General features: G+C 64.4%; 12 protein-coding genes. 7 read left to right on the top strand and 5 right to left on the bottom strand.

From position 1 onward, the window contains the following. Window positions 1–70: 70 nt before the first annotated feature. Both moeB and moeA read right to left on the bottom strand, forming a co-directional pair. A complete protein-coding gene (gene moeB / locus AB5Y81_RS06030; protein ID WP_099358469.1) occupies window positions 71–826 on the bottom strand; it encodes a molybdopterin-synthase adenylyltransferase MoeB in 756 nt (251 codons plus the stop codon). Further along, window positions 823–2,049 (bottom strand): molybdopterin molybdotransferase MoeA, encoded by a 1,227-nt coding sequence (gene moeA, locus AB5Y81_RS06025; RefSeq protein WP_279484571.1) that lies wholly within the window; start codon window positions 2,047–2,049, stop codon window positions 823–825. Before moeA ends, moeB begins: the two co-directional genes overlap by 4 nt. A gap of 304 nt (window positions 2,050–2,353) precedes the next feature. Between moeA and folE the strand changes: the two genes are divergently transcribed. Both folE and AB5Y81_RS06015 read left to right on the top strand, forming a co-directional pair. Further along, on the top strand, window positions 2,354–3,010 hold the full coding sequence (gene folE / locus AB5Y81_RS06020; RefSeq protein ID WP_005299391.1) for a GTP cyclohydrolase I FolE: 657 nt from the start codon (window positions 2,354–2,356) through the stop codon (window positions 3,008–3,010). Window positions 3,011–3,405: 395 nt separating this feature from the next. Continuing rightward, window positions 3,406–5,061 carry a methyl-accepting chemotaxis protein gene (locus AB5Y81_RS06015; protein ID WP_010634431.1) on the top strand — a complete coding sequence of 552 codons (1,656 nt, stop codon included), beginning with the start codon at window positions 3,406–3,408 and terminating at the stop codon, window positions 5,059–5,061. A gap of 236 nt (window positions 5,062–5,297) precedes the next feature. Here AB5Y81_RS06015 and AB5Y81_RS06010 read toward each other — a convergent pair whose 3' ends face one another. Beyond that, complete coding sequence (locus AB5Y81_RS06010) at window positions 5,298–7,028, bottom strand: formate--tetrahydrofolate ligase (protein WP_279484570.1); 1,731 nt, start codon at window positions 7,026–7,028, stop codon at window positions 5,298–5,300. A 66-nt stretch (window positions 7,029–7,094) separates the two neighbouring features. Between AB5Y81_RS06010 and AB5Y81_RS06005 the strand changes: the two genes are divergently transcribed. Then, window positions 7,095–7,511, top strand: coding sequence for a hypothetical protein (locus AB5Y81_RS06005; RefSeq protein ID WP_279484569.1), 417 nt, complete (start codon window positions 7,095–7,097; stop codon window positions 7,509–7,511). A gap of 25 nt (window positions 7,512–7,536) precedes the next feature. Here the strand turns inward: AB5Y81_RS06005 and AB5Y81_RS06000 are convergent, their stop codons facing one another. After that, window positions 7,537–8,439, bottom strand: coding sequence for a LysR family transcriptional regulator (locus AB5Y81_RS06000; RefSeq protein WP_139753799.1), 903 nt, complete (start codon window positions 8,437–8,439; stop codon window positions 7,537–7,539). Window positions 8,440–8,550: 111 nt separating this feature from the next. On the opposite strand from AB5Y81_RS06000, the gene AB5Y81_RS05995 reads away from it, so the two are divergent. From AB5Y81_RS05995 to AB5Y81_RS05980, 4 genes are all read left to right on the top strand, one after another. After that, complete coding sequence (locus tag AB5Y81_RS05995; protein ID WP_010634427.1) at window positions 8,551–9,111, top strand: YceI family protein; 561 nt, start codon at window positions 8,551–8,553, stop codon at window positions 9,109–9,111. Continuing rightward, window positions 9,111–9,848, top strand: a complete 738-nt coding sequence (locus tag AB5Y81_RS05990) for a hypothetical protein (RefSeq protein WP_279484568.1) — start codon at window positions 9,111–9,113, stop codon at window positions 9,846–9,848. The genes AB5Y81_RS05995 and AB5Y81_RS05990 overlap by 1 nt, the downstream gene beginning before the upstream one ends. Window positions 9,849–10,034: 186 nt before the next feature. Next, window positions 10,035–11,156, top strand: coding sequence for an adenosylhomocysteinase (locus AB5Y81_RS05985; protein ID WP_005299415.1), 1,122 nt, complete (start codon window positions 10,035–10,037; stop codon window positions 11,154–11,156). Between the two features lie 37 nt (window positions 11,157–11,193). After that, complete coding sequence (locus AB5Y81_RS05980) at window positions 11,194–11,505, top strand: SelT/SelW/SelH family protein (protein ID WP_279484567.1); 312 nt, start codon at window positions 11,194–11,196, stop codon at window positions 11,503–11,505. Window positions 11,506–11,567: 62 nt separating this feature from the next. On the opposite strand, the gene AB5Y81_RS05975 is transcribed toward AB5Y81_RS05980, so the two are convergent. Then, window positions 11,568–13,292: a lysophospholipid acyltransferase family protein gene (locus AB5Y81_RS05975; protein ID WP_279485549.1), complete on the bottom strand. Its 1,725-nt coding sequence runs from the start codon at window positions 13,290–13,292 to the stop codon at window positions 11,568–11,570. Between the last annotated feature and the right edge of the window lie 37 nt (window positions 13,293–13,329).

Raw genomic sequence — 13,329 nt, 5'->3', positions numbered from 1 at the left:
ACAGTGGCAGATAAAAAAAGCCGACCCAGGGGTCGGCTTTTTTGTTGGCGCAAAGGCTCGCTGGGATGGTTCACCCGTGCGAGCAGACCGGGCAGTCGGGGCGCTTGGGCAGCTTCATCTCGCGAAAGGTGCCGCCAAGGCCGTCGATCATCAGCAGGCGGCCGCTGTAACTGCGGCCCATCCCTGCCAAGAGTTTGATGGCTTCGAGCGCCTGCAGGCTGCCCACCAGTCCCACCACAGGTGCCAGCACCCCCGCTTCGACGCAGGTGAGCGCCTGCTCGCCGAACAGGGCGCTGAGGCAGGCGTAGCAGGGTTCCCCCTCCTGCCAGGTGAAGCTGCAGACTTGTCCCTCCAGCCGGATGGCGGCGCCGCTGACCAGCGGCACGCCGTGCTGGCGGGCCTTTTGGTTGAGCAGGTTGCGAATGGCCAGGTTGTCGGTGCAATCCAATACCAGCTGGTGGTGGGGCAACAGAGCATCGAGCAGCGCCTCGTCGGCCACGGCGGCGTGGGTCTCCACCTCAAGCCAGGGATTGAGGGCGCGCAGGGAGTGGGCGGCAGAGTTTACTTTGTGGTGGCCGATGCGCTCATCGTTGTGCAGCACCTGGCGTTGCAGGTTGGAGAGCTCCACCTTGTCGAAATCGACCAGGGTGAGCCGGCCGACCCCGGCCACCGCCAGATACTGGCTGGCGGCGCAGCCGAGGCCGCCGGCGCCGATCACCAGCACATGAGCCTGCTTGAGCGCCTCCTGCCCCTCGAAATCGAAGGATTTGAGGATGATCTGGCGGTTGTAGCGCAAGAGCTCGGCGTCGCTCAGGATCTCGCTCACAGCAGCAATCCCCCGAACGGTTCGACGGTGACCGTCTCGCCTGCTGCGACACGACCCCGCTCGCGCTCAAGGACGATGTAGCAGTTGGCCCGCGACAGGGAGCTGAACACGGCGGAGTCCTGCGAGCCGGTGCTGCGCACCTCCAGGCCGTTTGGCCCCTGAGTCAGGATGCCGCGCTGGAAGTCGAGCCGGCCCGGCGCCTTCTTGAGCGGCTCAGCGGCAATGGCTTGCAGCTGGAGCGGGCGCTCGAAGCGTTGGCCCGTCAGCTTGGCCAGCGCAGGTTGCACCAGCTGATCGAAGGTGACCATGGCGGAGACCGGGTTGCCCGGCAGGCCGAAGAACCAGGCCTGGGGCAGGCGACCGAAGGCAAACGGCTTGCCCGGCTTGATGGCCAGCTTCCAGAAGCCGATTTCGCCAAGCTCCTCCAGCAACTGTTTGGTGAAGTCCGCTTCCCCCACCGAGACGCCGCCGGTGGTGATGAGGGCGTCGGCCTCGCGGTCGGCTTTCAGGAAGGCTGCGCGCAATTGGGCCGGATCGTCCGGGATGATGCCAAGGTCGAGGCAATCGCAGCCCATGCGATCCAGCATGGCCCGCACGCCGTAGCGGTTGGAGTCGTAGATGTCGCCGTGGGCAAGGGGGGTACCGACCGGTTTGAGTTCGTCACCGGTACTGAAGATGGCCACTTTGAGCGGCCGACGCACCGACACAGTGGCAATGCCGAGGGAGGCCAGCAGCGGCATCTCCCGGGCGGTGAGACGAGTACCGGCAGCGAGCACGCTGGCGCCCTCGCGGATGTCTTCGCCGCGGCTGCGAATGTTCTGGCCGGGCACCGGGGTGGTCAGAAAGGTGATCCTGTCGCCGTCCGCCTGGGTTTCTTCCTGCATCACCACCGCATCCGTCCCGGCCGGCACCGGGGCGCCGGTCATGATGCGCACGCAGTGGCCGGCGGGCCACTCGCCCTGGTAGGGCTGACCGGCAAAGGCCTTGCCCGCCATGATGAGGGGGGCGCCGCTGGCGAGATCGGCCAGCCGCACCGCATAACCATCCATGGCGGAGTTGTCGAACGGGGGCACGCTGAGGGGGGAGGCGATATCTGCGGCGAGTACCCGGCCAAGGGCCTGCGGCAGGGGCAACTGTTCGCTGTCGCAACAGCCGTCAAGCTGTGCCAGCATGCCCTGCAGGGCGTCGCTCAGGGGGAGTAGTCCGCTGGTATCAAATCCCATGTCATGACCTCATTGTGTGATGGAGGGGGTGTGAAGGACGGATTATCCCAAAAATCCATGCCGATGGGCAGGTTGCAGCAGGATAAAACCGTTTGGCTGTACAGATAGGCAGCGACCGGGCTGCGCGCCTCCCCCCGTATGGGTAGCGCCGGCGAAGTAAAAGCCGCCAGATTGGCATAAAGTCAGGGAACGGGCTTGAGTTAGCTTGAATTATGACAATAATCGCCGTCTACTATTGCGCCACAACCGAGTGCCGTCATAGCGAGGCGGCCATCACAGTCCCTGAGCGTGGGAGAGGAACAAGATGACGAGCTTAAGTCGGGAAGCCCTGTTGGTCAGGGCCGCCCTCGAGGCCGAGGGCCTCGAAACACCTCTGGTGGCCAATACCCTGGACGGCCAACAGAAGCGGGAGAAGATCGAGGGCCACATGCGCGCCATCATGGAGACGCTGGGGCTGGATCTGGCCGATGACAGTCTGGCAGAGACACCGCACCGCATCGCCAAGATGTACGTGAACGAAATCTTCTCCGGCCTCGATTACGCCACCTTCCCCAAGGTGACGGTGATCGAGAACAAGATGAAGGTGGACGAGATGATCATGGTGCGGGACATCAGCCTCACCAGCACCTGCGAGCACCACTTCGTCACCATCGACGGGCTGGCCCACGTGGCCTATATCCCCCGCGGCAAGGTGATCGGGCTCTCCAAGATCAACCGCATCGTGCAGTTCTTTGCCCGCCGTCCCCAGGTGCAGGAGCGCCTGACCCAGCAGATCCTGCTGGCGCTGCAGACCCTGCTCGGCACCAAGGACGTGGCCATCAGCATCAAGGCGACCCACTTCTGCGTGAAGGCCCGTGGCGTGATGGATTCCACCTCCTACACCACCACCACCTCCCTGGGTGGCGTCTTCAAGACCCAGCCCGATACTCGTGCCGAGTTTCTGGCCGGTCTGAAAGGCTGATCTGCCAGGAGATGTGTCGCCACTGCGGCATGTCTCCTCGCTTTCCCCTCCTTTTTCACTACCCTTGACGGCCCGCTGGTTGCCGGATGGTCGCACCGACAATTTTCCTCAAGGGATGGACACCCCCGGTCGATATATCCCGTTATGGCTTGTGCGCATCTTTCGGGAGTACGTTCAAGTCTTCAAGGTGCCAGGCTTTAGCTGCTCCCTTGGCCGGGTGGGTCTGTCGATAAGAGACCTGTGCTCGGCCGGGCATCTTGTAAAAAATGTCGCCTCGTTCATGCAAGGACATATATTCATCAAGGCTGGATGAGCCGCCATGGAGGCGGTGACAGCGGGCCGTATGCGTACGGTTCAGACGAGCGTTATCTGTTCACTCATATCCAGGACATGCCATGAATACCAGTACCATGACCATCGGCAAGAAACTCACCGCGGGTTTTGCCATGCTCGGCCTGATGATGGCCTTTATCGGCGGCTTCTCGCTGCTGCAGTTTGGCAACATGAACCGGGCCGCCATCGGCTTTACCGACAGCATTTTGCCCGCCGTGGTGCGCACCAGCACCCTGGGCGAGACCATCAATACCCTGCGCCGCTATGAACTGGATGTGTTTCTGGTGGCGGCCGACCCGCAGCAGAAAGCCCACTATCGCGACCTTGGCGAGCAGACCCTGCAAGAGGTCGCCCGGCAGGTCAAGGCGCACGATGCCACCATCTGGGCGGAGGACGTGGAAGAGCGGCGCACCTTCGACATCGTCAAGCAGGACTGGGACAAGTACGTGGCCCTGCACCAGCGCATCCGGCAGATGCAGGATGGCGGCCAGCTGGCCGAAGCCCAGCAGCTGTTCATGAGCGAGGGGATCACCCTCTACACCAACCTGGCCAAGTCGGTGGGGGATCTGATCCGCATCAACCATGGCTACTCAGTGGGCTCCCGTGCCCAGGTGGTGGCTGCATTTGACAGTGCCAAGCTGAGCATCATAGTGGCGCTGGTACTGGGTCTGGTGCTGGCGGGGGCGCTCTCCACCGTGCTGACCCGCCAGATCCGCGATCCGCTGGTGATGCTGGCCCGCCAGGCCCAGCGCATCGCGAGCGGTGATCTGGGCAAGAGCGAGTTGCAGGAGTGGATCCGCGGCAATCGCTTCAAGCGTGACGAGCTGGGTCAGCTCGGCGCCGCCATCGACCGCATGCAGGGTTCGCTTGCTGATCTGGTGAGTGAGATCGCCGGCTCCGTGAGCCAGCTCAGCAGCGCGGTGGAGGAGGTGAGTGCCATCTCCGAGCAGTCCGCTACCGGCATGGCCCGTCAGCAGAGCGAGGTCTCCCAGGTTGCCACCGCCATGAACGAGATGCAGTCCACCGTCAACGAGGTAGCCCGCAACACCACGGACGCCATGAGCGCGGCCAAGGATGCCTCGCGCACCTCGACCCAGGGCAACCAGGTGGTGCGCAGCGCCATCAGCAGCATCGAGGAGGTGTCGGTCAAGATTGAGCAGGCGGGCGCCGTGGTGCAGCAGCTGGAGCAGGACAGCACCAACATCAGCATGGTGCTTGATGTCATTCGCGGCATTGCCGAGCAGACCAACCTGCTGGCCCTCAACGCGGCCATCGAGGCGGCGCGCGCCGGTGAACAGGGGCGCGGCTTTGCGGTCGTAGCCGACGAGGTGCGCTCCCTCGCCCAGCGCACCCAGAACTCCACCGCCGAGATCAGCAAGATGATCGAAGTGTTGCAGGAGCGCACCGCCGAGGCGGGCAGCGCCATGCAGCTGAGCCGCCAGCAGATGCAGGAGAGCGTGGGGCTGGCGCGGGAGGCGGGCAACAGCATCGACACCATCAACGGTGCCGTCACCCAGATCACCGACATGAACACCCTGATCGCCACCGCCACCGAGGAGCAGAATGCGGTGACCGAGGAGCTCAATCGCAGCATCGTCAACATCCACAATGCGGCCGACGAGAACGCCCTGGGGGCCCAGCAGACCGCCCAGGCCTGTGTCGAGCTGAGCAAGCTGGCCAATACGCTGCACCATATGACCCAGCGTTTTACCCTCTAAGAGCGTTTGGCAGATAGCAAAAGGCCCCGTCCAGTGACGGGGCCTTGTTGTTTCTGGCAGGCTTTTTGAGCGCAGGGTCGATTAGCGCAGCGTCATCGGCCGGCGCCAGACCCTTTATCCGGCCATTCAGCTCAGGCCGACGATATCGCCGTGCTCGTCGATATCGATATGACGGTAACCGGTGGAAGGCTGTCGAGGCGGTGGCTTGGCCTGCAGCTGCCACTCACCATCAACCATCAGCTTAGTCCGACTATTTCGCCGTTCTCGTCGATATCGATATGGCGGTAGGCCGGCAGGCTGCCAAGGCCCGGCATGGTCATGATGGGGCCCGCCAGGGCATAGACGAAGCCGGCGCCGGCGCAGAGTTTCACCTCCTCGATGGGCACCTCGAAGTCGGTCGGTACCCCCTTGAGGGCCGGGTCATGGCTGATGGAGAGCGGCGTCTTGGCCACGCAGACCGGCAGGTGGCCCCACCCCTCGGCAGAGAGTTGCGCCAGCTGGCGGCGCGCGCGCTCAGAGAGCTGCACGCCACGCCCGCCATAGCCGCACTCCACCAGGGTCGCCAGCTTGGCGTCCAGGCTCGCCTCGTCGGGGTAGAGCAGCTTGGCCTGGCCCGGTTGCTCACAGGCGGCCACCACCGCCCGGGCCAGCTCGTCGGCACCGGCCCCGCCCTGGGTAAAGGCGTGGGAGATGGCGCAGCCAGAGGCGCCGGCTTGCATCGCCTCGCGGGCCAGCAAGGTCAGCTCCGCCTCGCTGTCGGTGGGGAAGCGGTTGATGGCGACCACCACGGGTATGCCGTAGCGGCGGGCATTGGCGATGTGCCAGCCTAGGTTTGCACAACCTTGCGCCAGGGTCGGCAGATCCTCGCCCAGCAGGCTTTGGGGCAGCGGCTGGCCCGGACGGATGTCGAGCAGGCCGCTGTTGGCCTTGAGGCCGCGCACCGTCGCTACCAGCACCACGCAGGCCGGGGTCAGGCCGGATTGGCGGCTCTTGATGTTGAAGAACTTCTCCAGCCCCATGTCGGAGCCAAAGCCCGCCTCGGTCACCACGTAGTCGGTGAGGCCGAGGGCCATGCGATCGGCGATCACCGAGGAGTTGCCGTGGGCGATGTTGGCAAAGGGGCCGGCGTGCACCAGCACCGGGGTCTGCTCCGTGGTCTGCATCAGGGTCGGCTGCAGGGCCTCCTTGAGCAGCACCGTCATGGCGCCCGCCACTTCCAGCTGCTCGGCGGTGATGTGTTTGCCGTGCAGGTCGCGGGCCAGCTGGATGCGGCCGATGCGCGCACGCAGATCGTTCAGATCGCTCGCCAGCGCCAGAATGGCCATCAGCTCGGAGGCAGCGGTGATGACGAAGCGATCGCTGCGCTCGACGCCGTCGGCGGCGCCCCCCTGGCCGATGGTGAGGTGGCGCAGGGCGCGGTCGTTCATGTCGAGGGTGCGCGGCCAGAGGATGTTGTCTGCATCGATATCGAGCCGAGGCAGGCCGGTTCTGGCGCTGAACTGGTCACCGAGTTTGCGCTCATGGAACAGGCGGGCATCGAGGGCCGCCGCCGCCAGATTGTGGGCGGCGGTGAGGGCGTGAAAGTCACCGGTGAGGTGCAGGTTCATCTCCTCCATCGGTACCACCTGGGCGTGGCCACCGCCAGCGGCGCCCCCCTTGACCCCGAACACAGGCCCGAGGCTCGGCTGGCGGATGGTGGCGATGCTGGGCTGGCCGATGTGGTTGAGCCCCATGGAGAGACCTAGCGTGGTCACCGTCTTGCCCTCGCCAAGCGGGGTGGGGGTGATGGCGCTCACCAGCACCAGCTTGCCCGTCGGTTTGGGGAGCGACTTGAGCAGGTCGAGGCTGAGTTTGCCCTTGTAGTGGCCGTATGGGCTCAGCTGGTGCGAAGGGATGGCGAGGCGTTCGGCCAGCGCGTGAATGGAGAGACGGGGGGACTGGCGGGAGATCTCGATATCGCTTAGCATCAGCACCTCGTTGGCATGTCAGGTCAAATATGCGGCGAAGTCTAGTGGAATCAAGAGGGTTATCCAATGAGTAATAATATTTTGTCCGGCAATCGTGAGCTGCATCTAACGCCCATCGAGCTGGATCTCAACGCCCTCTATCACCCGCCCAAGCAGCCGCTCACCGCCCTTGGCATCGTCAGCGCCTTCATTCCGCTGTTTGGCTACGGCTGGCAGGCGATGACCCAGGATCCGGAGACCCACTTTCGCCACGAGCTGGCCAAACGCATCAACAAGCACAAGACCGACGAGGCCAACCTCATCCTGACTCTGCAACTGGCCGGCATGCTCGATTGCCACTGCCTGCACATCAGTCTGCCCTATGCCCTCGGCGATGAGCAGCTGGCGACCCTGCGCCAGCGCCTGCCACGCTGGCAGCTGAACCTGCGCGACGTGCTGCTGGTGGCCGAGTTGCCGCTGCCTGCCGATACCGCCGCCTCATAGCCATCCCGTCACCGCTGCAAAGGTGTTAAGCCTTGCGATCCCAGTAGTGGGGGGCGAGATAGCGCTCCTGCACGAACTCGATGAAACAGCGCACCTTGGCCGAGACGAAACGGCGGTGCGGATAGAGGGCATAGAGCCCCACCTGCCCTTTCTCCCACTCCGGCAGCAGTGACACCAGGGCGCCGGAGCGTAGCGCATCGCCGACGATGAAGGTGGGCTGCAAGATGATGCCCTGATCGTCGCAGGCCGCCCGGGTCAGGGCCACCCCGTTGTTGGCCCGCAGCGGCCCCTGCGGGCGCACGCTCAGCTGCTCGCCATCCCGTTTGAACACCCAGTCCGGCTGGGTCAGGGTATAGAGCAGGCAGTCGTGCTGCTTGAGATCCTCCGGGCTGCTCGGCGTGCCCCGACGGGCCAGGTAGCCCGGGCTGGCGCACACCTCCAGCCGCATCATGGCCAGCGGTTTGGCCACCAGGGAGGAGTCCGGCAGGTTGCCGATGCGCAGCGCCAGATCGAACCCCTCTTCCACCAGTGCCACCCGCCGGTCGCTGTACTCTATCTCCAGCTTCAGATCCGGGTAGCGTTCGCGAAACAGCGGCAGGGCGGGGGAGAAGTGCAGGTAGCCGAAATCCATCGGCACCGACAGCTTGAGGGTGCCCTGGGGCTGCTGGTTGTTGCGGGTCAGCTGGCTGTGGGTCTCTTCGAGCTCCGCCAGCAGCGCCTGGGAGCGCTGGTAGTAGAACTGGCCCGCCTCGGTGGGGTTGACCTGACGGGTGGTGCGCGACAGCAGCCGGGTGGAGAGGGACTCCTCCAGCTGCTGCATCAGTTTGGAGGTCATGGCGACCGAGATGCCGAGCTGGTTGGCGGCCTTGGTAAAACTCTGACACTCCACCACCTTGATGAAGGTGCGCATGGCGGCAATCTGGTCCATCTTTCACTCTCAGTTGATAATTATTTTAATAAATCGCTGATTATCTATGTCCGGTATGGAGGTTAGCATCTTGGCTGTTGTTGTGAACCCCCAATATGAAGGAACGAACGGATGAAGATGACCAAGGCCCTGCTGGCCTCCTGCCTGTTTATGGCGGCGCCCCTGATGGCAGCCGATTACGATGTGGATGCAGCGCATACCACGGTGCAATTCAAGGTGGGACACCTCGGCTTCTCCGAGCTGGTGGGTCGTTTCAACACCTTCAGCGGCACCTTCAGCATGGACGATGCCAACCCGGCAGCGGCCAAGGCGAGCTTCGAGATCGATGCCGCCAGCGTGGACTCCAACCACGAGCCACGCGACAAACACCTGCGCAGCCCCGATTTCCTGGACGTGAAGCAGTATCCCAAGATGACTTTCGTCAGCTCCGGCTACGAGGGCACCAAGGATAAGGGCGTGCTGAAAGGCACCCTGACCCTGCACGGCGTGTCCAAGGAAGTGGCCTTCGATCTGGTCCACATCGGTGAAGGCAAGGATCCCTGGGGTGGCTACCGCAGCGGCTTCAACGCCACCACCACCATCAAGCGCAGCGACTTTGGCGTGAACTACATGGTGCCGAACATTCCGGACGAGATGACCATCGCACTGTTTGTCGAAGGTGTGCGCAAGTAATGGGCGCGGCACTCCTGTTTCAAACCCTGGCGGCTCCTTTGGGGGCCGCTTTGCTGTCGTGGCGCTGGCCGCGGCTGGGATACCTGTGGGGCGCCCTGGCGCTCTGGCTGGTGGGCTGCCTGCTGGGCGGTGCCTACGGGCTGCCGGTCAAAGCGTGGCAATGGCTGCCACTCACCCTGTTGGTGCCTGCCCTGGCGGCGCAGCTGGCCGACCAGCGGGCCGCGCTTGTGCTGTTTGCCGCGCTCGGGGCACTGGTGTGGTGGCAGGGGCTGGCCTCGGTGCTGGCAAGCGAGCCCGCCATCTGGCTGGCGTTGCTGCCTGCCATTGGCTGGCTGGGATGGACCGGACTGCGCGGTGACAGCCGCGAGGGGCTCGGCTTTGCCCTCGGCTTCATCTGGCTGGCACTGGTGATCGGCATCGACGGCAGCCTGCTGATTGCCCAGCTGGCCGGTGCGCTGGCGGCCTTCGCCGGTTTCCGTGCTCTGCTCGGGGCCTTTGCCGGCAGCCAGGTGGCGCCTGCGGCGCTCGGGTTGGCGCTGGCCTTTATGCAGATGCTCGCCTGGCAATACGTGGAAGTGCCGCTGCTGGTCTTGCTGCCGGTCTGGCTGCTGCCGCTGCTGGAGTGGGCACTGCGCAACAAACTCTGGTTCAAGCGCTGGGCCCTGCTGATCCTGCTGGCGGGCGTCGGGGCAGGTCTGAGTCTGTGGAAGGTGTGGCCAGAGGCCTCTCTTTACTGATTTTTAGCATAAAAAACAGGCAATTAACCCAAAAGTTGCCGACTTCGTCATAGTCTGTACAGATAAAGATTGAGCCCCATAGTGGTTTCAGATAAAAAGGATTTTCAATTATCTGGACACACACAGAACCCGGTCTGACCGGGTTCTGTTTGCCTGCTTGTTTGCGGCGCGCTAAGGAGGCCACAGTTGCGCAGTCAAGGATCTGAGCATCTGTTTTTTCGCCATTTCACCGAGCAGGGACGTCTCGACGGTCTCTGCATCCTGCTGGTTACCCATCTGCTTCCCGATCGCCCCCAGTTTATTCAGGCCCTCGATCAGATCGGGCGGATCGGCGCCATCCTGCCCAAACCCAAGTCAGTTCACGGACCGACCCTGACCTGGGCCCAACAGCACTATCCGGTGCTGCCCCTCAACCGCCAGTGGACCAATACCCCGCAGGGGGTGATCGAGCACATAGCCCCGCTGGTGGCGCCCCATGAACGGCTGATCATTCTCGATATCGGCGGCTATTTCGCCAGAACCCAGGCCACCCTCAGCGAGTATTTCGGCCCCCGTTTCCTCGGGGTGGTGGAGATGACCGAGAACGGCCATCAGCGCTACGAGCAGGAGGTGCTGTCCACCCCTGTCATCTCGGTGGCGCGCAGCCCTCTCAAGCAGGCCGAGGATATCCAGATCGGCCTGAGCGTGGTCTACTCCGCCGAATCCCTGGCCCGCACCCTCAACCGCACCTTCAATGTCTGCCAGGCCGCCCTGTTCGGCTACGGCAAGGTGGGGCGCAGCATCGCCCGCGAGCTCAGGTGCCGCAACCTGCATCTGGAGCTGGTGGAGACCGACGTGTTGCGCCAGGTGGAGGCGCTCTCCCACGGCTTCAAGCTGGTGGGCAAGGCCGAGGCCCTCAGCCGGGCCGAGCTGGTGATCTGCTCCACCGGCAACGGCGCGCTGGACCTGGCGGATCTGCAGCGGTTGCGCCCCGGCACCATGGTCGCCTCGGTCACCTCGGCGGACGACGAGTTTGCGTTCTGTCTCTCCCAGCTGCCCTGGCCGAGCGAAGAGGTGTGCCCCCACGTGCTGGCGCTGACCCGCCCGGACGGCAGCACCATCTTCCTGCTCAACCGGGGCGAGGCGGTCAACTTCGTCCACGGCGCCGTCATCGGCGAATATGTCTATCTGGTGTTGGCGGAGATCATCGAAGGGGTGCGTCAGCTGGCGTTGCAGCCGCTGGCCCCCGGCCTGTTCGACCTGCCGCAGTCGACCATGCGCACCATTGCCCGCCACTGGCTGGCCGACTTCCACGGGGTCACCCAGTGAGCCTCTTTTTTCTTGCCGCCATTGATGGAGTGACCACATGAGCGAGACGACCTTGCCCACCCCCAAACCCCGCATCGAGATCCGTTACTGCACCCTCTGCCGCTGGATGCTGCGCGCCGCTTGGCTGGCCCAGGAGCTGCTCTCCACCTTCGACAGCGAGCTGGGGGAGGTGGCGCTGGTGCCGGCCAGCAAGGGGGAGTTTCGCATCCTGGTGGACGGGGTGCTGGTGTGGGATCGGGTGACCGACGACGGCTTCCCCGAGGCCAAGGAGATCAAGCAGCGGGTGCGTGATGTCATTGCCCCCGATCGTGACCTGGGCCATGCCGATCGCAAGCCGGCCGCCGAGTAGGCCACATCATCAATGACAAAGAGAGGGAGGCGCAGGCCTCCCTCTCTCGTTGTGGCGTCCGCTCAACGGTCGGCAGCTGTGCCCGGCTTATCTTCGGCGGGGAGGCCGATATAGCGGGCCCGCTTGTGGGGCTTGAGGCGGCTCACATCCACCCACACCAGGCCGTCGATGCAGTGGTTGAAGCCGGGGTCGATACCGAAATCCATGAACTGCACGCCGCCCGGCTCGCACAGCTCGGAGTACTGCTTGTAGAGGGTGGGAATGGCGCAGCCCAGATTGTCGAGGCGGGCCTTGAGCTCCTTGAGATCGGCGCCGTAATCCAGCCCGGCAAACAGGAGCGGTGTGGCCGGGTAGGGGCGGCGGGAGGGGGCAAGCGCCAGTTCGGGGGCAAAGTGCTGGCGATAGAAGCTCACCAGCAGATCCTTGGCCGCTACCGGCAGGCTGCCGGAGAGCGACACCGGGCCAAACAGGTAGCGATAGCGGGGATAGCGGGCCAGATAGGCGCCGATGCCAAACCAGAGGTAATCGAGCCCCCGCTTGCCCCAGTAGGCAGGCTGGATGAAGCTGCGGCCAAGCTCGATGGCAAGTTCCAGCCTGGGCAGTAGCTTCTCTTCAAAGCCAAACAGGGTGTGGCTGTAGAGGCCGTCGAGCCCCTTGCTGGCCAGCAGCTCGGCCACCGGCGCGAAACGGTAGGCGCCGATGATCTCGAGCCGGGCCGGATCCCAGAGAATGAGGTGGTGATAGTCATCGTCGAAGGTGTCGAGATCCCGCCGTCTGCCGGAACCTTCCCCCACCGCCCGAAAGGCGATCTCCCGCAGGCGCCCCAGCTCGCGCAGGATCACCGAGTGACTCAGCTCGTGGCGTCGGTAGAGATAGATCCCCTGACCGTCCGGGGTGTGGCCGAGGGCCTCGCAGGATTCGATGGCCTGCTTGAGCTGACGGCGCTCCTCCGGCAGGGCGATAGGGGCTTCGGTGGCCAGCAAGCCCCGCTTGCCACGCCCGACTCGGTAGAGGTGGCTGCGCACCAGCCGGGCCGCGCTCTTGGCGGGCAGCTCCTGCACCCCGCTCACCGGAATGCGGGCACCTATGGTGATGGCGATGCGCTTGCCCTGCTGGCGAAACAGCTGCTTGACCAGCAACAGCCCGGCCCAGTCGTTGTTGAGCCAGGCGGCGAGATAGAAGGAGAGCCCATTGCGCCCGTCCAGATGGATCGGCACCAGCGGGGTGCGGGTGCGCTGGGCCAGCTTGATGAAGCCTGATTGCCAGGGGCCGTCCTTGACCCCCTTGGGGCCGAGGCGCGACACCTCGCCGGCGGGAAAGATCACCAGCGCCCCTTCTCCCGCCAGGTGTTCCCCCATCGCCAGGATGGCGCGCCTGTCCGTCTTGCCCCCCAGGTTGTCCACCGGCAGCAGCAGGGGGCGCAGCGGCGTCAGCTGGGACAGCAACTGGTTGGCCACTATCTTGACGTCCGGCCGGATGCGGCCGAGCAGGCGCAGCAGCGCCAGCCCGTCGAGAGACCCTATGGGGTGGTTGGCGACTATGATGACCCGGCCGCTGGCCGGAATGTGTTCGAGCTGGGCCTCGCTCACCCGGTAGTCGAAGTCGAGCTCGGTGAGTGCCTGCTCGACGAAGTCGAGTCCGCGCAGATGGGGGTGGCATGCGGCGAAGCGTTGAAACGCCTGCTCGTGCAGCAGCCAGCGCAGCCCTTGTCGAAGCAGGGGGCGTAGCAGGTCGTTGGCCGACAGGCGGGGCAGGTGTTGTTGTAACAGGGCATCGACACTGAACATGGGCTGGGCTCCGATGAGTCGTTGCCCTAGCATGACG

Origin of the sequence: Aeromonas sp. s2 (genome assembly GCF_040907935.1) — a bacterium.
Taxonomy (GTDB): Bacteria; Pseudomonadota; Gammaproteobacteria; order Enterobacterales; family Aeromonadaceae; genus Aeromonas; species Aeromonas dhakensis.
Note: the sequence above shows the minus strand (reverse complement) of the source record. Positions and strands in the feature narration are given on the sequence as shown.